17 protein-coding genes are annotated in these 19,099 nt (G+C 42.5%); 6 read left to right on the forward strand and 11 right to left on the reverse strand.

What is annotated here, in order from left to right:
• Positions 1-9: 9 nt before the first annotated feature.
• Genes AAGA18_00815 through AAGA18_00835 form a run of 5 tightly spaced genes read right to left on the reverse strand, consistent with a single transcriptional unit; the run spans position 10 to position 3,624 of the window.
• Positions 10-732, reverse strand: a complete 723-nt coding sequence (locus tag AAGA18_00815; protein ID MEM9443868.1) for a metallophosphoesterase family protein — start codon at positions 730-732, stop codon at positions 10-12.
• 60 nt (positions 733-792) lie between these two features.
• Positions 793-1,548 carry a hypothetical protein gene (locus tag AAGA18_00820; protein MEM9443869.1) on the reverse strand — a complete coding sequence of 252 codons (756 nt, stop codon included), beginning with the start codon at positions 1,546-1,548 and terminating at the stop codon, positions 793-795.
• Complete coding sequence (locus AAGA18_00825; GenBank protein MEM9443870.1) at positions 1,545-2,444, reverse strand: ABC transporter permease subunit; 900 nt, start codon at positions 2,442-2,444, stop codon at positions 1,545-1,547. Before AAGA18_00825 ends, AAGA18_00820 begins: the two co-directional genes overlap by 4 nt.
• The gene (locus AAGA18_00830) at positions 2,441-3,340 is read right to left on the reverse strand and encodes an ABC transporter ATP-binding protein (GenBank protein MEM9443871.1); all 900 of its coding nucleotides are present in this window, start codon (positions 3,338-3,340) and stop codon (positions 2,441-2,443) included. The genes AAGA18_00825 and AAGA18_00830 overlap by 4 nt, the downstream gene beginning before the upstream one ends.
• 11 nt (positions 3,341-3,351) lie before the next feature.
• Positions 3,352-3,624 (reverse strand): acylphosphatase, encoded by a 273-nt coding sequence (locus tag AAGA18_00835; GenBank protein MEM9443872.1) that lies wholly within the window; start codon positions 3,622-3,624, stop codon positions 3,352-3,354.
• Between the two features lie 132 nt (positions 3,625-3,756).
• Between AAGA18_00835 and AAGA18_00840 the strand changes: the two genes are divergently transcribed.
• The 3 genes from AAGA18_00840 to AAGA18_00850 all read left to right on the forward strand — a co-directional run bounded on the left by AAGA18_00840 (position 3,757) and on the right by AAGA18_00850 (position 5,557).
• The gene (locus AAGA18_00840; GenBank protein MEM9443873.1) at positions 3,757-4,296 is read left to right on the forward strand and encodes a hypothetical protein; all 540 of its coding nucleotides are present in this window, start codon (positions 3,757-3,759) and stop codon (positions 4,294-4,296) included.
• A gap of 6 nt (positions 4,297-4,302) precedes the next feature.
• The gene (locus AAGA18_00845) at positions 4,303-5,061 is read left to right on the forward strand and encodes a Nif3-like dinuclear metal center hexameric protein (GenBank protein ID MEM9443874.1); all 759 of its coding nucleotides are present in this window, start codon (positions 4,303-4,305) and stop codon (positions 5,059-5,061) included.
• 91 nt (positions 5,062-5,152) lie between these two features.
• Positions 5,153-5,557: a hypothetical protein gene (locus tag AAGA18_00850; GenBank protein ID MEM9443875.1), complete on the forward strand. Its 405-nt coding sequence runs from the start codon at positions 5,153-5,155 to the stop codon at positions 5,555-5,557.
• Here the strand turns inward: AAGA18_00850 and murJ are convergent, their stop codons facing one another.
• On the reverse strand, positions 5,558-7,171 hold the full coding sequence (gene murJ, locus AAGA18_00855; protein ID MEM9443876.1) for a murein biosynthesis integral membrane protein MurJ: 1,614 nt from the start codon (positions 7,169-7,171) through the stop codon (positions 5,558-5,560).
• Between the two features lie 51 nt (positions 7,172-7,222).
• Complete coding sequence (gene waaF / locus AAGA18_00860) at positions 7,223-8,233, reverse strand: lipopolysaccharide heptosyltransferase II (protein ID MEM9443877.1); 1,011 nt, start codon at positions 8,231-8,233, stop codon at positions 7,223-7,225.
• Positions 8,234-8,336: 103 nt separating this feature from the next.
• Here waaF and dnaG point away from each other — a divergent pair, with 103 nt between their 5' ends.
• The gene (gene dnaG / locus AAGA18_00865) at positions 8,337-10,214 is read left to right on the forward strand and encodes a DNA primase (GenBank protein MEM9443878.1); all 1,878 of its coding nucleotides are present in this window, start codon (positions 8,337-8,339) and stop codon (positions 10,212-10,214) included.
• 108 nt (positions 10,215-10,322) lie between these two features.
• On the forward strand, positions 10,323-12,275 hold the full coding sequence (gene rpoD / locus AAGA18_00870; protein ID MEM9443879.1) for an RNA polymerase sigma factor RpoD: 1,953 nt from the start codon (positions 10,323-10,325) through the stop codon (positions 12,273-12,275).
• Positions 12,276-12,300: 25 nt separating this feature from the next.
• Here rpoD and AAGA18_00875 read toward each other — a convergent pair whose 3' ends face one another.
• From AAGA18_00875 to AAGA18_00885, 3 genes are all read right to left on the reverse strand, one after another.
• On the reverse strand, positions 12,301-13,761 hold the full coding sequence (locus AAGA18_00875; GenBank protein ID MEM9443880.1) for a PhoH family protein: 1,461 nt from the start codon (positions 13,759-13,761) through the stop codon (positions 12,301-12,303).
• Between the two features lie 485 nt (positions 13,762-14,246).
• Positions 14,247-15,107, reverse strand: coding sequence for a protein phosphatase 2C domain-containing protein (locus tag AAGA18_00880; protein ID MEM9443881.1), 861 nt, complete (start codon positions 15,105-15,107; stop codon positions 14,247-14,249).
• Positions 15,104-15,529: a serine/threonine protein phosphatase gene (locus tag AAGA18_00885; protein MEM9443882.1), complete on the reverse strand. Its 426-nt coding sequence runs from the start codon at positions 15,527-15,529 to the stop codon at positions 15,104-15,106. The genes AAGA18_00880 and AAGA18_00885 overlap by 4 nt, the downstream gene beginning before the upstream one ends.
• 221 nt (positions 15,530-15,750) lie before the next feature.
• On the opposite strand from AAGA18_00885, the gene AAGA18_00890 reads away from it, so the two are divergent.
• Positions 15,751-16,803 carry a glutamine synthetase beta-grasp domain-containing protein gene (locus AAGA18_00890; protein MEM9443883.1) on the forward strand — a complete coding sequence of 351 codons (1,053 nt, stop codon included), beginning with the start codon at positions 15,751-15,753 and terminating at the stop codon, positions 16,801-16,803.
• Between the two features lie 59 nt (positions 16,804-16,862).
• On the opposite strand, the gene AAGA18_00895 is transcribed toward AAGA18_00890, so the two are convergent.
• Entirely contained in the window at positions 16,863-18,920 is a 2,058-nt protein-coding gene (locus AAGA18_00895) for an ATP-binding protein (protein ID MEM9443884.1), read from the reverse strand.
• Positions 18,921-19,099 lie beyond the last annotated feature (179 nt).

Genomic DNA, 19,099 nt, shown 5'->3' on the forward strand with positions numbered 1-19,099 from the left:
TAAGAAAGGCTAAACGGCATTTGCCAAGCGTTCGGCAAGACGCTCCGGTAAGCCAGCTTTTACAATTTTCTGTTGGGACTTGGCTATATCATAGGGAACGCGCCTCAGTTCAATGGTATTCTCTTCCGTATCGTATAGAGCATAAGCGGAGCGCCAATCACCATCTCTGGGTTGACCTACTGAGCCTACATTGACGAAGTAACGTTTGTCGGTTTTTATATCTATTTTACGGTAGAAAAATTCATGGACTTTGGTATCTCGAATAAAAACGTGCGGCACGTGAGTATGACCAAAGAAGCAAATTTGGGTTCTTTGGTAGGTAAAGCTACTTTCGGCCTCTAACGCCGAGAAAACATAACCCCATCTAGCAGGACCATCCAAGGTTGCATGAACTACCGTAAAGTTAAAGACGGGGCGCTGCATGGGGATAGAGCGTAGGAAAGTCTTTTGCTCGTCAGATAACTGGTCGCGGGAATACTTCATAGACATGTAAGCCAATTCATTGAAATGAGAAATGTCTCTGTCCTCAGAGGCTTCTTCATCATGGTTTCCCTTTACAATCGGGCATCCTAGTGCCCGTACGGTTTCTAGGCACTCAGATGGATTAGCGTTATAACCAACAATATCCCCAATACACACAAACTGAGTAACATCCTTGGATTGCATATCTTCTAATACGCCTTCCAAAGCTTCTAGGTTACTATGAATGTCTCCGAAAATTCCTATTCGCACTGCAGTCTTACTTATTTTTACTTAGTATTTGTTACAGGTTTATAGATTCTTTTTTGTTACTCAATCCATTTTCTCCTCTAATTCCAAGATTCTTTGGCGAGGACGTTGCCATTGAGGGCTTGCTAGCTCATTTTCTGAAATTCTACTTAGCACTTTTTCCCAGTACTCATGCTCAGCCTGTTCATCCCCCGCTTTTTCATACATATAACCAGGTAACCTTAATACATACTGTTTAGCGCCAGGTAATTGCGATGCCATTTCATAGTACTTAGCAGCTCGGTGATAGTCTTTTAGTCGCCTGTAATACAAATCGGCTAAACGTTCGTGTAATTGAGAACTATCAGGATTAAAGGCAATGCCTCGTTCAAGCAAGTTAATGCCTTGATTAATCCATTGTAGAGACTCCTCCTGTTTCTCACGGAAATTTGTGTGGATATTGCCTAAATCTGTTGAGGAATTGAGGCTAGCATTGAAAGCTAGGTGCCACGCACCTTGCTCCCAATAGAATTCGTTGCGAGGTTGTAGCAGGACTGCGATCTCCACATTCTTTTTGAGTTTAATCCAATTGCGCTCCATCCAAGCCTCAGTAACTTCTAGCCAGATTAAATTAGCGGCAACTCCTCTGAAGCCGCTAAGAGCTGTCAGGAGTAAGCCTTGTCCTAATGCGTCCCGCATGGAGTACTTGATCTCAGCAGTAGCGCCGTGTCTTAGAAGTTGATGCTCACCTGTTATTACTTTCTCGTAATAGAATTTCAAAATCGAATAAAGAAATAGGAATACAATGACAACAAGGGCAGTGAGTTTTCTTCGATTCATAATTCTCTTTCCTCAAAAATTAGTGCGGAGAGAACGAGCATAATAGAAATATATAAAGCAGAATACCATAAGACATCGAAACAGGCTTTCCAAGGTAGATACTTTCCTAAAATCACATCGTCAATTAAGTTATAGATCTCAAAATCAGGGATAATCCACCCAACGACAGCAATAAATAGCAGTTTCAAAGCATTGCTGGTTAAGTCATTGTAGAGCCAGTGCATTTTGGCCAAGTATTGCAGGTGGCCGATAAACATAATTAAAAGTGTATTCCAAACTATAAATGCTGTGGATGTAGCAAAAGTAGAGAAAAAAACTGCGATAACTGTGATCACACACAGCTTTGCCCAAACCAGTAAGAGTGCTAAGAATAATCCCGAGTCTCTACTCTCTGATTGAATTGAATGGATGTAATCACGCATGGGTTCAGGAAAGTCCGAGTAGGAGCCGGTTAACCAAGTGAAAAAACCAATTTGTTGTCTGAAACAGAGTTCCATAGCTTCCTGGCTGAGCAAGACCAGATATATAATGACTGCTAGTGAAACAGTGACTAGCGTAATCAAGCATACCAATCCAAGATATTTTCCAATCACATACTCAAACCGCCAAATAGGCTTACTTAGAGTTGTGTAAATAGTCTTTTTTTCAATTTCGCCAGGGATCAGTTGAGCCGTGGACAGAAGAGAAATAACCAGACCGGTTAAACTCAGTCCAGCATACCCGATATCTTTTAACAATTTAAAGCGATCCATTTGGACACTTAGGTCGGAGATAAATAGTGAACTGAATATAAAGACTATTCCCACAAGCAAAATTAAATGTAAAACCCTCTGGCGGAGTGATTCTGTCAGGGTATTTTCCGCTATCGTCATGATGCGCAGAAAGCTGCTACTCATGACTTGGAGTCTTTCTTTACCAGATCAACAAAGAGATCTTCTAGGTTTTGTCGTGTCCTAGAAATAGTAATATTTTTTGCCCCCTTGTTCTCTAAGGTGTGAGTTATTTGCTTTATGGCATCGGCATCAAGACCTTGAAAGGTTATTTGATGTTGATTTCGGTCTTCTAGCATTTCTGCTAGACTACCTTCTGCAAGTTTTTTTCCACGTTCAAGAATGACGACATGGTCGGCTACATCCTCTACTTGCTCAAGTATATGGGAAGAGAATATGATTGTCTTCCCATCTTCTTTAAGTCTGAGGATCAAGTCGCGGATTCGTTTAGCGCCGATTGGGTCTACCCCGGCCGTTGGTTCGTCTAGGAGTAATAATTTCGGATCATGAAGTAGCGCTTGGGCTATGCCGATTCTTTGGAGCATGCCTTTAGAATAATTTTTTACAACTCGCTTGGCAGCATATTCTAGTTCAATAAGTGCTAATAAATAGTTTATCTTTTGATTGAGATGCTTTCCATGTAAGCCGCCAAGCTTTCCATAGTATTGCAACAACTCTTCTCCTGTTAGAAAGTTTGGGAAGTAGGGGTTTTCAGGTAAAAAGCCGATTTCTATCTTAGCGGCCACAGAGCCGGCAGGATGACCCCAAACTCTAACCTCCCCTTCAGTCGCCTTAGTTAGTCCTAAAAGGAGTTTCATGGTGGTGCTTTTTCCAGATCCATTGGGACCTAGGAGGCCTAGTACCTCACCTTGCCTGATTTGAAGGTCTAGATTTTCTAGTGCTACCACTTGTCTTCCTGCTCTTTTCCATCTCAGCTTGAATAACTTTCTAACACCAACGAGCTGAGCAGCCAGAGGGCTCTTTTCATTTGTAGCTTTTGAGGACTGGTTAGACTTTGTCATAGGGTGCGAACTTATTTGGCAATTTCAAAGCCACGTATGCTCATATCAAAATCTGTCTGATGCTCTTCCACTTTTTTAATGAACCCATTTAAATGGCTATTTTGAATATCTAGCTTCATGGCCTTGACCTCAGCGTTATCTCCTTGTATTAGGCATTCGACTCGACCATCCATCAAATTTCTAACATAACCGCTAACCTCAAATCCGGAAGCTATTTGCTTAACCGAATATCTAAAGCCCACACCCTGAACGTGTCCCGTGTAAAAAATCTGCGCTGCTACCATGAGATCTTTTTACCCTATTTATTCATGGAGAATCAATCTGTGAGTTGAGGCATTATGCACCTTTTAGATTGGTCGGTTTATATCAAAACTCACTTGTATAGTGAACTAAACTGACTATTTTATACATATAGCATGAATTACCAACCTTCTGATATTCCTCCGTCAGCTAAAACACCATATGAAGCTCGAGAGCAAGCTTACAGGATCGAGACGATGAAGCTTTACGGTATAATAGCGGGTGGGGTTATTTTACTTATATTGACGGCGTGGTTTTTTACAAGTGCCTCACTCAAGCAAAGTAAGATATCACGCCAAGAGTCTGAAATCGGTGAATTAAAAGCAGAAGTAACCAAACTAAAGGAAGATTTAAATGCCAGTGATGAGAAGAGCCGCGAATTAGCTACCTCAGAATCACAAACTAAGCGTAAGTATAAAGATTTAGTTGATCAATTGGATGAGAAGCAAAGAATGATCGATCATCAAAAAAAGCTAGCAAGCGCAGCTAAGGAAGATCTAAATACTGAAAAAGAAAATCTAAAAGCGCTTCAAGAAGAGCTGGAAGAAAAAATGAAAGTATTACAGGAAGAATTCGATTCTTATAGAAAGAAGATGGAGGATGAAATCGAAAAGAAAAATATCGAGATTGAAGAGATTAAGAGGTCACTTGGTTAATGGACTATGTCGGTAGCATTAGATGACATTGTCTCAGATGCTGAGTCTCTGCTAGATCATAAAAATATTGTCGACTGGTCCGGAGCGAAAAACGGCCTTCAAGTAGCCAACAATGGAGTAATCACGAAAATCGGTGCAGCTGTTGATGTTCATACCATGACCATCGAGAAAGCAATTGAAGAGCAGGTTGATTTTCTAATCGTGCATCACGGACTTTTCTGGAACGATATCACGCCTATTGTAGATACAAGTTACCTGAAGTTAAAATTGCTACTGGATCATAATGTCGCACTTTTCAGTTCTCATTTGCCTCTGGATCTGCACCCCACTATTGGAAATAATGCCATTATAGCACGCAAATTAGGGTTGAAATCAAAGAGTCGGTTTGGTCAAGCCAAGGGCCAGACCATAGGCTTTCGTGGTACTCTCTCCCTTACTCGCTCTGCATTGGTTACGAAACTTGCCGAGATACTTGGGCATAAACCAACGCTCTTAGCCGGTGGCCCAGAGAATATCAAACAGATTGGAGTTGTAAGCGGTGGAGCAGGAAATGATCTGATTGAGGCCGCAGAAGATGGGCTAGATACCTTTATATCCGGAGAAGGCTCACATTGGACCTTCGGCGCTGCCATGGACCATGGCATTAATGTGATATACGGCGGTCACTATGCTACAGAAGTATTTGGAGTACAAGCTTTAGCGGATAAATTAAGCAAAAAGTTTCGTCTTCCCTGCACTTTTATTTCATGTCCATCGGGACTTTAGCAGTGCTTCATTTGAAAAAAATTTAAGATCTAGGCGTTGCAAGCTTGCCCGCAGCAATTATTTTGCTTATTACATAGTGACGTTTATGAAAATGAGAACACTAAGTTTAGTCTTTGTCTGTTTACTAGCACTCTCTTTACAAGCTTGTAACAATAGGTCACACTCCAATTCAGTTTATTATGACCCCGCTTACACGGATCCTTCTATTTCTGGACAGCAACAGCAAACCTACTCGCAAACGACTCAAAGCCCGCCAACTACCTCTAGCACCATCACTCCTCCAGCATCTTCTCAACCGGAACCATGGAGTCAAACGCCTCCGGCTACTGCTTCTGGAAATTCCAAAGCATATCCCTCTGGAGAGAAAATTCCCGGTAGACCTGGGTATGTCAAGAGCCCATATGCTCCATACGCGGGATTAGTAGATGTGAATGGATTTTCGCCAGGGTCACAAGTTAAGTGTCCTTACACGGGTAAAATCTTTATCGTTCCTTGATTAATGGCCTAGCCTCTTCATGAAGTTACGAACGACCTCCAGATAGGGTATTCGTAAAGCATAGCCTAGTCCGAAGTAAATAGTTGCCCCACACCCTATCAAGATGAAGATTTTTATAAGCTGATAGAAGAACTGTGCCTCGCTAGCGAAGAGTAGTTGATTTAGATAGTAGATGCATACTCCCATGATGGAGGCCATAAAGATAATGGTTGCCACATCTTTTAGAAATTTAGTTATAGCCATGCCCCCTAAAACACGGTTCATATACAAAATGAGTTGGAAAAGATTGATTAGTGCTACAAGAGAGGTCGATAGAGCCAGTCCAAAAGCACCTTTTTCTAAGACGAATACAAAAAGAATATTAAAAATAATATTCAGCCCTATACCCAGGAGGCTGACTTTTACTGGAATACTAGGTTTGTCTAAAGCATAAAAAGCTGGGCCTATGACCTTTATTCCGGCGTAGGCCGCAAGACCAGCAGCATATCCCTGTAAGACTAGGCCAGCTTGTAGCGAATCATAAGCAGTAAATTCTCCTCTTTGGTAAACAAGACCTATGATGGGCTCAGCAAGTACGGCTAATCCAACTGATGCAGGTAGTGCGAGAAAGAATGTGTTACCTAACCCTAAATTCAGTTTGTTATAAAAATCAGAGCGATCTGCTTCTTGAGCACTTTTTGAAATAGAAGGGAGTGTTACCGTGGCAAAGGCAACGCCAAACATGCCTATAGGTAACTGCATGAGACGAAATGCATTATAGAGCCATGAGACGGACCCTTCTTCTAAGAAGGAGGCAAACCATCCGTTAACCATCACATTTATTTGAACTGCTGCACCCCCTATTACAGCAGGTAGCATGAGTTTCAGAACTTTTCTGAGGTCAGGGTCATTGAGTTTTAGGATAAACTTTGGTCGGTATCCCAAGCTCCATGCTTTAGGTAATTGAAGGATTAGCTGGGCAATACCACCAAGTACAGTTCCTACAGCAAACCCATATATAGCCTTCGAGCCTAATTCTGGGTCGAGCAAATAGCCGAGAGCATAGCCGGTCGTAATAGAGACTAAATTAAATGCTATCCCAGCGCACGCAGGAATCCCGAAACTACCTAGACTATTTAATAGTCCCATGAATATAGCCGCTAATGACACTACTCCAATGAATGGAAATAGAATACGAGTCAGTTCAATAGTTAGAGGAATTTTGCCTTCAACTTCATAGAACCCCATATTTAGAACCATAAGCCCTGGAGCTCCAATAATTCCGATTAGTGTAATCCAAGCCATGATGATGGCTAAAGCGGTAAGAACGAGATTAGCCAGTTGAAATGCTGCTGTCTGACCTTCCGCTTTCAATTTCTTAGAAAAAGTTGTGACAAAAGCAGTAGAAAGAGCTCCTTCTGCTAAGAGATCACGAAGCAGGTTCGGGATTCTGTAGGCAGCATAATAAGCATCCATGATGAAGCCAGGTCCAAAAATTCCCATGAACACTACTTCGCGAATTAGGCCGAGTATTCTCGAACCAAAAACAGCAAGAGAAACTTTTGCTGCCGAGCTCTGTACTCTAGCTTGCTCAGAATCGGCCAAGCCTGGAGTGTCCTTATCTTTGTTACTCATAGAATGTAAGGCATGCTCTAATTCATGAAGCACTCTGTGCAGGTTAGCCAGTTAGTTGAAGGAAGCAAAATGTTCCTCAGCAATTTTTATGACCTCATCTGAATATAAGCGTTCCATGCACCGGAAATCTAAGGGGCATTCTCTTAAGAAACAGGGGCTACAAGGAACATGATTTCTAATGACGCGTATGCTATTAGCTATAGGGCCTGTCAGCCTCGGTTCGGTTGAACCAAAGATAGCAACTCCCGGTCTTTGAAAGGCAGCAGCGATATGCATGGCCCCACTATCATTACAGACAATAAATGTGGAGTGAGCAATCCAGGCCACAAAATCCGACATGCTCGTTTTTCCGGTGAGATCTAAAATGGATTCTTTATCAGACATATGTCTTCTCACATGATGGGCTGCCTCTTCATCTATTTCAGCGCCTAAGAGCACTACCTTTAGATTATAGTGTTTTGCAAAATGATCTGACACTTCTGAAAACCTATCGGCCTTCCAGCGTTTAGTGGGGCCATACTCTGCACCAGGGCAGATGGTGATGTAGTCATGCTCAGGCATGGGGTTTTGAGGCTTGCTAAGTGAGGGTAAATTTCCGTTATTTTCGACAGTTGCTCCGAGATGCTTGACCAGTTGCAAATAATCAAACATCTGGTGGCGTAGTCCCCTAGCTGGTAGATCCTTGCTCCAAGATTTCGTCATGATCATCTTGCGAGAGCTGCCATGAAATCCATAACGTTTGGGTATGCAAGCAAAAAAGGGTTCTAGGGCAGTTCTAGGAGAGTTAGGGAATATAAGTGCTGATGTAAATTGATGGCTCCTTAGCTGATAGCCTGTGATAAAAGGGTTCTTATCCACTGGAATTACTTGATCTAAACTTCCAATACAAGCCCAGAAATCACATAACTTAGGAGGAGCTAAAACAGAAATTCTAGTAGATTTTGAAGCGCTTGAAATGAGTTGCTGGACTGCTGGCAAGGTCATCACTGCATCACCAAGCCAGTTGGGGCTACGCAATAGCAGATTGTGGCCGAGCTCCTCTATGGCAACTTCTGAAGGCATAGTCCTCAGCTTGCCCTAGGGCTTCAAGTGGGCCAACCTCTTTTTTGCTACAGAAATTTATTTAGAGGTGTAAGATTTAAGAAGTAATTAGGCAGTAAGAAGAATGGCATATAGCAAAGAACAGATAGACCAAGTGAAACAGGCTGTTGATATTGTCGATGTCATTGATAGCTATGTGCCTCTAAAAAAACGCGGAGCTTACTTCTGGGCACTTAGCCCCTTTAAGCAAGAGAAGACTCCTTCTTTTTCGGTTCATCCTCAAAAGCAGTTTTTTAAATGCTACGCTTCTGGGGAATCGGGTGATGTATTTGATTTTATAGTACTTTATGAAAATCTTGAGTTTCCAGAAGCGGTGAAACGTCTTGCGGAGCGTGCAGGAATACGACTGCAAGAAACTGGAGCTGGTATTGATAAAGACGAGCGTGAGAAGATAGAAAATCTGTTGCAAATTCATGATACAGTCCAGCGTTACTGGTCAGATATTTTGCTCCATGACCCAAGAGCACAGATGGCTCGCGACTACATGAAGCATCGAGAGATGCCATTAGAATGGGCTGAAATTTACGGTCTTGGCTATGCGCCGGATGGCTGGCAGGACATGTTAGAATGGTGCAAGAAGAGAGGCTATGCTGAGCCTGATCTAGTAGAATCTGGTCTAGTTGTGAGGAATGAGCGTGGTAAAGTCTATGACCGCTTCCGAGGCCGCTTGCTATTCCCTATTCAAAATGATGGTGGGAGAACCATAGCATTCTCAGGGCGTATTTTAGATCCAGATGCTAAAACAGCTAAGTATGTGAATTCTCCAGAAACTTCTATCTTCACAAAAAGTAGGGTGCTATTCGCTTTTCATCAGGCTAAGAGGCCAATTCTAGACGAAGATTGCGCAGTTATATGTGAAGGGCAAATAGATGTTTTACGTTGTCATTCTGTTGGGATTAAGAATGTCACGGCGCCCTTAGGAACGTCTTTTACTCCAGACCACGCTCGGGCTATTCGTCGACTTACCTCCAATGTGATCTTATGTTTAGACTCGGACTCTGCAGGTCAGAACGCCACGGATAGAACAGCACGCCTTTTCTTGCAGCCACAGCAAGGTCCATCGCTTTCGCGTCAAGCGGACCTGAGCGTTCGTGTTGCAACTTTGCCTAGTGGCCATGATCCGGACTCTATCATTCGTTCGAGTGGTGCAGATGCGTTTCTTGATCTCATTAACAGTCCCTCAGAGTTGATCGATTTTTTTATTGAGCTTCAAAAATCGAAACACCCAGACTCCAGTATTATGGCCGCCCGGCGCTCTATTATTGAAGAGGTATCTAAGCTTATACAGCAACTGCCTACACTAACTCTCCGCGAGCAAAACATCTCTCGGGCTGCATATCGTTTGAATGTCTCTCCAGATCTTTTTCATGCGGAGATGAATAGGCTAAAAGCAGGTCGACAGAGAATGCATGATGACGCGAAAGTGAATATAGAGGAGGGTAGTATAGAGGATAGAACCCCTACATTTAGTCCGAATCCTATTATTCATGAGATGCTTCAGTTGCTCCTAACTAGGCAGCAGCTTATACCAGATCTTCAGCGCATTCTATTTCCAGAATGGATCATGGATAAACCGGGAGGAGATCTATTGGTCAAGATGATGGAGTTGTATTCTCATGATGCATGGGATGGCATAGACTCCTTTATTGCCACTGTCTCTCGGAGTCACCAAATTTATCTAAAAAATCTTAATTTAAACTCACTTGATCACCTGGATATAGATGATGAAACGTGCTTACAGCAACTTCGAGGGGCCTGCTATCGTTTAGAGTTAGAGTATCTAAGTGGTCAGTTAAAACTAAATAGTGAAAGCCGCAAGCATTTAGAGATAAATTCTGAGAAGGAAAATCAATTACTAGAAGAGCAAGTGCTGTTGGCTAAAAAACAAGAAGAATTATTAAAAAAACACCAAGAATTCATAAACAGTCAAAAAACATTTTGACACTGACTATACTCGAATCTAATTTGATGAGCTCCCTTTTTTGTCTCTCTAGGAAACATAGGGTTTAATTTTAGTAATTGGGTGTTATAAACATAAGTAAAAATCTACGTGAAAAAAGCAAAATCTCCGTCCTCATCTTCATTGGTTCAAAAAGCTGTTAGGTCGACTACAAAATCTGCAGTTAAAAAGACTGCTAGAAAAGCCCCCAAGAAAGCCGCTAGCAAAAAGAAAGCATCAGCTTCAAAGTCCTCAAAGAGCAAATCAGCTTCCGTTGTGGAAGCACTTGCTAATACACAAACTTCAAATGGATCGGCTATTACGGAAGCTCTTTCTGCTAAAATGCTAGAAGCCATTAAGGGTGCTGCCAGCGGAAACGCAAGCCAATTTTCTGAAAAAGAGCTGATTGCATCCGTCTGGTCTGATAATCCGGAGTGGCAGAATCGAATCAAAGAGTTAATTAAGATGGCTCGTGAGCAAGGTTATCTTACCTATGACGACTTAGAAGAAGCGCTTCCAGGATCTGTTAATAACCCTGACCATATTGAAGCTATTTTGGGTTTCCTGCGTACGTTAGAAATTGACGTTATCGATTCTTCTGATGTTGATCGTTATAAACAAACACCTGGCGGTAAGGATGATGAGGAAGACGAAAAGCCTGCGGATAATAAACTAGATATACTAGACGACCCCGTTCGTATGTATCTCAAGCAAATGGGGCAAGTCCCTCTGCTTACCCGAGAACAAGAGGTTGAGATTTCCAAAAGAATCGAGGATGCGGAGAATACAGTACAGAGTTTTTTGCATCGCTTCGGTTTCATGCCATCAGAATACATTAACCTAGCAGAGAAATTGGAGCAGGGCAGAGAGCGTTTCGATCGCGTGATTCAAGATAAAAAAATTGATGGTCGCGAAAAATATATGAAGTCACTTAAGATTCTGGTGCGAAATGTAAATACTGCTGACAAGAAAGTGCAGGAAGCTTATGAAAAAGTTCTTAAAGCTAGTAATGCTTCTAGTCTAACTCGCCTCAAGAAAAACTTAGACAAGGCGCAGCAAGCGCTGCTCAAATTATATCCCAAATTTTTCTACAAACAGAAAGTAACAGAAGAATTTGTAGGCATTTGTGACAATTATTACCGACAGATGCTAGGCGTTCGTAAGCAGATTTTGGATCTCGAAAAAGAGAAAAGTCGTAAGAAGTCGAAGCAAGATGACCTCCGCCACTACCGCCAGCAACTAGATGAGCTTGAGGTCAGAGCGCGCATGCCATTTGATCAATTAAAGGCGGATCACAGAGAGCTAAAGTCTTGGTTGCGTAAGGCGTTGAAGGCCAAGACCGAGATGGTTGAAGCAAATCTTAGATTAGTTATTTCAATTGCCAAGAAGTATACAAACCGCGGGCTTTCATTCTTGGATCTTATTCAAGAAGGCAATATGGGGTTGATGAAGGCGGTTGAGAAATTTGAGTACCGCAGAGGATATAAATTTTCTACTTATGCTACCTGGTGGATTCGCCAGGCCATAACTCGTAGTATCGCAGATCAAGCTAGGACTATTCGTATTCCTGTTCACATGATTGAGACTATCAATAAATTGATGCGTGTGCAGAAGCAACTCGTGCAAGAATTCGGTCGCGAGCCTACGCCAGAAGAAGTTGCTGAAGAGACAGGTATGCCTGTAGAGCGTGTGCGTGCCGTTTTAAAAATGGCTCAGCAGCCTATCTCGTTGCAAGCGCAGGTGGGCGATAGTGACGACACAACTTTCGGAGATTTTATTGAGGATAAGAGTGCTGAAAATCCTTCGGATATGACGGCTTACTCTCTCCTTAAGGAGAAAATTAAAGATGTTCTAGACACTTTGACAGAACGTGAAAGAGCGGTTCTTGAGCAGCGTTTTGGTCTAGTAGATGGTTATTCTAGGACACTAGAAGAAGTAGGACGGCAGTTTAAAGTGACTCGTGAGCGGATCCGTCAAATTGAGGCCAAGGCCCTTAGAAAAATGCGTCACCCAACACGTATTCGCCATTTGCGTGGGTTCTTAGAAAACGAGTCTAAGGTCTAGCAGATGGATGCTTCCCAGGTTGCTATTACATTAGATTTGCTGCTAGTTCGGCAACTTCACTACGCTCGCCCTTAATCAAGTTAACGTGTGCAACGAGGTCCTGAGCATTGAGCTTATTCCGAGTATATACAAGGCCGTTAGACCATCTGTCGACATATGGGTTATCAATTTGGGAAGGGTCGCCAATCATGACCAATTTGCTGCGCTCGCTCATGCGAGTTGCTATTGTTTTGGCCTCATGGGGTGTAATATTTTGAGCTTCATCTAATATGAAAAAGCTTTTGGGTATAGAACGTCCTCTTATTTGTGCCAGAGCTTCAACTTCCAAAATACCTGATTCGACTAGGCGTTCATAGCTCCGCTGCTTGTCAGCAGAGGAGTCTGTGCTATTCCTTTTGCGCTTCTGTGGCTTGTCCATGAACTGTTCGCCCTTAGGACGGCTGGTGATAGCTTCAACGGCATCGTAGATGGGTTGAACCCAGGGGCGCATTTTTTCTTCCATGGTGCCTGGCAGAAATCCGATATCCCTACCCATAGGAATTACAGAGCGAGTCACAAGAATTTTTTCATAAAACCCTTTTTGCACTAAATAGAGGCCAGCAGCTACTGACAAAATGGTTTTACCGGTTCCTGCTTTTCCGCAAACGGTTACCAAGTTCACGGTTTCATCAAAAATAGCATCTAATAGAAATTGTTGACCCAGGTTACGCGGTTTCATAGCTTGCCCTTGTTGTATAACCATGGAATCTGGAAAATTAAGGGTTCTGAATTTTCCGTCTCCAAGATACTTGGCTGGCTTTGTTCCACCAGATTGTTCATTTTCCATAAGGTAATAACCTATGCTTAGTCCTTGAACACGTTTAGCCGGGAGTAATAACATTTTTTTTGAACACAGTCTTTGTAGCTCATTGCCAGTCACTAAGACGGTGTCATAGTCAATTGGATCGATATTCAGGTCGTGGGCTTTATCATTGAGATAGTCGTCAGCTTGTAAGCCCAGTAATCTAGCCTTTAAGCGCATATTGACATCTTTGGTCACGAGTACTGTCTTGCGAGCTGGATACTTTTCAGCAACAAAAACTGCTGCGGCTAGGATGCGGTTATCTGGCTTAGACATGTCTGGGAAGAGATACATTAATTTCTTCATTCCTGGGCTCTTGGCGTAAGAGCCTTTTTGGAGGTAGTCGTTGATTACTACTCTGATCAGCCCCCCCTGTTGCTTAGCACAGCCTTTTTTAAGTGCCGTTTGGTTCGGAAAGATACCATCGAGCTGCCGGTGAACCATACGTGCATGGTGCCCCCTAGTAGTTGTTTCGACTTTAAAGCGATCTAGCTCTTCCACAACCTCTGAGGGAATAAATACATTATTATCCTCAAAATTATCCATACTCCACGGATCATGTATTAGTACATTAGTATCTAGAACAAAGTTTTTGAATTTAGATCCGGAATTGGATTTCGCTCTGCGTTCGCTCTTCTCGTTCACCCTAGTTTCCTTTTTCGAGTATCCTGCTTCAAGCATTCGTGCCATCTATTTATGATGAGATAAAGTTCATCGATTGTACATGAGAATGTGGTCGACAGCTTAAATTTGCATGCTGAAACTGGATCCTCTTTGCGATATTATTGTAAAAAAAGCAACATTTTGTATAGTATTCAACACCCGTTAAGCTAACTATTTGAGTATTTGACAATTCATCCTTCGTATTCAACCCCAAATGATTCCATAGAGTCTCAGATAGATATCTTCTTTTCGAGACACATGTCCTTACTCTACTTTAACGGGATTAGCGTTCCGCATACTTACTTGATAGCTTCTCCTACCTTTGCTTATAAGGCTATGGTCAGAGGATATGATTGATGCACCCCTGTCGACTCTCTTTTTCTTGTGGCTCAAGCAGTTACGTATCTTGTTAAATTTCTATGATATCATCCAGGTTAAAACGGTAATTTTCGTTTAAGTATTTTGATTTAGCTAATCTCTAATACTACCGCAGTTAAATTATCTTTTCCAGATCGTTCCAAGGCAGCATCGACAAGCCGGTGTGCCGGGCTCTTGGTGGTTTCGGCTACTGTGGGCGAGCGGATAAGCTGCAGTATTTGTCGATTCCATAAGCCATCAATGACCCCATCGCTACATAAAACAAATTTATCACCTTCTACGATTTCTACCGCGCCTATTTGTGGTTCAACAAATTGATTTCCTGCACCCAGGGCTTTCTGCAGAGCGTTTTTTCTGGGATGTGACCTAGCTTCGCGCTCAGAAATTTTACCATTTCGAAATAGCCAGCCGACATGGGTATGATCATCGCTCAACTGTCTGATTTCATTGTGAGCGGACTCGGGCAGATAATAAATGCGGGTATCTCCAATATGAGCAAAAAACATCCATTCTGGAACAATCCAGCACATGCTAAGTGTAGAGCCCATGCCTGCGCATTCTTCGTAGCTGGCGCCAATATAGCTCAATGCCTTGTGAATTTCGCCGTATAGCTCTTGGAATATGTCATCAAATCCCGTTTGCATACCAAGCAGTCTAGAACGAAAACCCTTGGGTAGGAGTTTGGAAATTTTCTCAACGGCAATTTTACTAGCATATTCACCCGCACAAGCACCGCCCATGCCGTCACTAACAGCAAAAACTAAATCATCTTTACCGATTGGTGCTTGCCCATATTTCCCAAGATAATGAAAACGTTTAGAGTTAAAAGTTAGTGCAAGAAAGGCATCCTCGTTATTTTCACGGCTATGTCCTGGATGTGTTATTGCGTTCCACTTAACGGTGTGCCTCTCAAAATCAATCTTTTCACGATCTCCTCGATACGGATTCAAGACTCCTCCTTGTGATGGGGCCACGCCACAGGGGACTTATGTTCAGGGTCATCTAAGATAGTAGCGAATTCAAAATCTATGATGCAGAATCTGCCATCCTGCTGTCGGTACGTCACATTTCTCATCACGGCATCTTCGTGCCTCACACCATAGGACTCGAGTTCATCAAATAGGCTTTTTCTCTTGAGCTCACTTAGCTGTTCAACAATCTTTCCGCAGCTATTTGTGACAATAGTTAATTCCTCTGCGCTTACTTCGAGTAATCTTGGAACAAAAGCACATCCTCTATTCTCAAGGTATTTCAAAACCTTCACCTCGTTTTCAAAGCGTTCTTTGGCCTCGTGGCCCCGGAAAGTCTTATAAACCTCTCCTAAATACGAAATGCGCACGAGCGCGCGTCTGGTATCTTTAATAGGATTCATGAAAGCTCCAGCGAAACATATTTCTCTCAGTCATTAAAGAGAAATAGGCAGATGCGTTTTGCGTTTTGGAAATCTGTGCTAGCTTGGTATAGATCGTGCTCGTTAGTTTAGCTGATCAAAATGGAGATTTGGTAGAAACAAAAGGTAATTCCAGGATGAATTATCGCTCGAATTAACTAAGTACTTAATTAAAATTAAATAAACAACATTAAATAACTCTTATGGCTACAAAATATAAATTGGAATACATCTGGCTCGATGGCTACACCCCGGTACCTAACCTTCGAGGTAAAACTATGCTCAAAGAATTCGACAGCTTTCCTACATTGGAACAGCTTCCAAACTGGGGGTTTGATGGAAGTTCTACGCTGCAGGCGGACGGCGGAAACTCTGATTGCTTACTTAAGCCAGTTGCGATTTTCCCAGATAGCACTCGTAAAAACGGTGGCCTTGTCATGTGCGAAGTCATGCTTCCTGATGGAACAACACCTCACCCTTCAAATAGCCGCGCTACAATCTTGGATGATCCAGATGCTTGGTTTGGTTTTGAGCAAGAATATTTCCTATTCGAAGATGGCAAGCCTTTAGGGTTTCCCCAGGATGGCTTCCCTGGCCCACAAGGTGAGTACTACACGGGAGTTGGTTATAAGAATGTGGGATCGGTAGCACGTGAGATTGTTGAACGTCATTTAGACATTTGTTTAGATGCCGGCATTAATCATGAAGGTATCAACGCTGAAGTTGCGAAAGGTCAGTGGGAATTCCAAATCTTTGGTAAAGGTTCTGCAAAAGCGGCGGATGAAATGTGGATAGCTCGTTACATCCTGATACGCCTCTGTGAGGAGTATGGTGTCGATGTAGAGTTCCACTGCAAACCAATCCGCGGAGATTGGAATGGTTCTGGCATGCACTCTAATTTCTCCACAAAGTATTTGCGTGAAGTCGGCGGCAAAGAATATTTCGAGAAATTAATGGCTCAATTTGAAAAGAATATGGATGAACATATCGCTGTTTATGGGCCAGATAATCACATGCGCCTGACTGGCCTTCATGAAACGCAGTCCATAGATAAGTTTACTTACGGGCTAGCTGACCGTGGTGCATCTATCCGTATTCCACACTCATTTGTGAATAATGGATACAAGGGCTATCTTGAAGATCGTCGTCCTAATTCCCAGGGTGATCCATATGCCATTGCTAGCCGCATCCTTAAGACAATCTCTGAAGTTCCAACTTCAGCAAGTGCTAGCGCTAAAGCGATGGCTGAAGCCTAGTAATTAGATAGATTTTTATTTGGTTGTGTAGTAGTGGCGTTTAAACAAGCGCCGCTACTCTAACATTCGCTTTCATCCACCCCGTTTAAGTGCCCAGTCACCTTCTCAATTACGAGTCTAAGGTCTCGTGGTTTAAAAGGCTTACTGAGAAAATCGCTCATGCCGGCAGCAAGGCATTCTTCTCTACTATCTGCCATAGCGTTCGCAGTAAGTGCGACAATAGGAGTCCTTTTATCCTCCGGCATTATTTTAAAAATTTCTTTGGTAGCTTCTATTCCACCCATTACTGGCATTTGCAGATCCATCAATATAACATCGAATGACTCTGTTTTGATGGCTTCTACGGCCTCTTGGCCATTGCAAACGAGGGTTACAGGGCAGCCGATTTTATCTAGCATCAATTTACTAACCTTTTGATTTACTGGATTATCTTCAGCAACTAATACTTTCGGAGGCTTAAGTTTGGCGCCGTCTAAGATTCCAGTTATTTTCTTGCCTACCCTCGCAGTTTGAGAAATTTGCCTACCCTCTACCAGCTCGGTTAGCACACTAAATAAAGGGCCGTATTTTAACGGTTTGGCCATTCTAGCATTATAAGGGTCAAGCTCTTGAGGTAGGGCAATAGCCTCATTTGAAGGGGCTAAGAGAATGGTGGGAAGCGTGATCTTATCCCGGTATTTTCTAATCATCTCGGCCATTGAGCTAGCATCACCATCTGGCAAATTTGCATCTATGATAGCTGCATCAATGGAGGCGTCGCTCATCATCCATTTCACAGCATCCAGTGAGGAAAAAACGATGACCGTTTCTATACCCCAAAATCCAAGAACTGATTCAAGATTTTTTGCTAGAGCTTGGTTTCCACATAGAATAAATAGATGTTTGCCAGTTAGTTCTGAGGGGTTAGGGGTGAGGTAAATAGGAACTTCAGCATCTATAGCCTGTGCACGAACCATAAAGGTAAAGGTAGAGCCTTGGCCCTCAACACTCTCTACCCACATGTCACCTCCCATAAGCTGACTGAGTTTCTTGCTAATCATTAAGCCTAAACCGGTGCCTCCATATTTTCTTGTTGTGGAAGAGTCTACTTGCGTAAAGGCTTTAAAAAGGGTGTTAATTTTGTCTGCAGGTATGCCAATGCCTGTGTCTGTCACTTCAACAACTATTTCATAATGGCCATCTTGCTCGTCACGCAATTTGAGTTCCACAGAAACTTCGCCCTGCTCGGTAAATTTAATAGCATTGCCTAGTAAGTTAGTAACGATCTGTCTTAGGCGTGTAACATCACCTACAATTTGCACAGGTATTCTTTGATCTACAAAGTAAAGGAGCTCTATACCCTTTTCCGAGGCTCGGGCAGACTGTAAGTCCATGGCTTGTTCAATGCATTCTCTGATATCGAAAGCAGATTCTTCTAACTCAAGTTTATTGGCTTCAATTTTAGATAAATCCAGAATATCATTTATTATCGTCAATAGGGCATCCCCACTATTTCGAATCGTATAAACAAGGTCTCTTTGTTCTGGAGTTAATTTTGTATCCAGTAAGATGCTTGTCATGCCTATGACACCGTTCATAGGCGTGCGAATTTCGTGGCTCATAGCTGCTAGGAAATTACTTTTAGCCTCGTTAGCGCTGGTGGCGTTTTCTGCTGCAAGCTTAAGCTGCTCAACAGTGGCTTGGAGTTGAATCCTCGAGGATTCGCTTTCCTGGTAAGTTTGAGTAAGCTGTTCTAGTCTATTTTGCCTCTCGGTGATATTGGAAATAATGCCAGCATAGCCAACTGTCTCATTCTTTGTAACAAGTGCAATAAACTCAGCCTCTGCATAAAATGCCTCATTTCCTTTACTTTTAAGCACTAACTCTAAATAAAAACCATCTCCACCATTTAATCCCTGTTCAATCGTCTGATAATCAGACTCTGACATAGAGTTTTCTAGGATTAGGTCTTTGAATGCTAGCGAGCTAATTTCTTCTTCAGTTAAGCCCACTTGTCTAGAAAATGCTCTATTAGTCCATTGAATACGGCCTTTGTCATCTAGAACAATAAATAATTTACCGCTAGTTTCTACTAACCCCCTAATTATACTATCTACCTGCTTAGGATTGGGCTTCATAGGAGTCTAAATTTTCACCTCTTAAAATGGTCCTAGTCCCAAGCTTCATCCAGCCGTGTATGGGAGGGTAGTCATGATAAACTTTAATAAAAGAGTCCTGGGCACTATCCTGCAAATCGGCATGTTTCCCGACTATGTTTAGGGTTACTTTTTCAGGGCCCAAAAAAGCCAGGTTAAAT

This window comes from Verrucomicrobiota bacterium, assembly GCA_039192515.1.
Classification (GTDB): Bacteria; Verrucomicrobiota; Verrucomicrobiia; order Methylacidiphilales; family JBCCWR01; genus JBCCWR01.

What these genes read in the sequence shown, in the direction of transcription:
- AAGA18_00890 (MEM9443883.1), top strand. Translation starts at nt 15,751, where the DNA reads ATGGCTACAAAATATAAATTGGAATACATCTGGCTCGATGGCTACACC.
- murJ (MEM9443876.1), bottom strand. Translation starts at nt 7,171, where the DNA reads ATGAGTAACAAAGATAAGGACACTCCAGGCTTGGCCGATTCTGAGCAA.
- AAGA18_00830 (MEM9443871.1), bottom strand. Translation starts at nt 3,340, where the DNA reads ATGACAAAGTCTAACCAGTCCTCAAAAGCTACAAATGAAAAGAGCCCT.
- AAGA18_00840 (MEM9443873.1), top strand. Translation starts at nt 3,757, where the DNA reads ATGAATTACCAACCTTCTGATATTCCTCCGTCAGCTAAAACACCATAT.
- AAGA18_00885 (MEM9443882.1), bottom strand. Translation starts at nt 15,529, where the DNA reads ATGAATCCTATTAAAGATACCAGACGCGCGCTCGTGCGCATTTCGTAT.
- AAGA18_00835 (MEM9443872.1), bottom strand. Translation starts at nt 3,624, where the DNA reads ATGGTAGCAGCGCAGATTTTTTACACGGGACACGTTCAGGGTGTGGGC.
- AAGA18_00825 (MEM9443870.1), bottom strand. Translation starts at nt 2,444, where the DNA reads ATGAGTAGCAGCTTTCTGCGCATCATGACGATAGCGGAAAATACCCTG.
- AAGA18_00850 (MEM9443875.1), top strand. Translation starts at nt 5,153, where the DNA reads ATGAGAACACTAAGTTTAGTCTTTGTCTGTTTACTAGCACTCTCTTTA.
- AAGA18_00820 (MEM9443869.1), bottom strand. Translation starts at nt 1,548, where the DNA reads ATGAATCGAAGAAAACTCACTGCCCTTGTTGTCATTGTATTCCTATTT.
- waaF (MEM9443877.1), bottom strand. Translation starts at nt 8,233, where the DNA reads ATGCCTTCAGAAGTTGCCATAGAGGAGCTCGGCCACAATCTGCTATTG.
- AAGA18_00845 (MEM9443874.1), top strand. Translation starts at nt 4,303, where the DNA reads ATGTCGGTAGCATTAGATGACATTGTCTCAGATGCTGAGTCTCTGCTA.
- dnaG (MEM9443878.1), top strand. Translation starts at nt 8,337, where the DNA reads ATGGCATATAGCAAAGAACAGATAGACCAAGTGAAACAGGCTGTTGAT.
- AAGA18_00895 (MEM9443884.1), bottom strand. Translation starts at nt 18,920, where the DNA reads ATGAAGCCCAATCCTAAGCAGGTAGATAGTATAATTAGGGGGTTAGTA.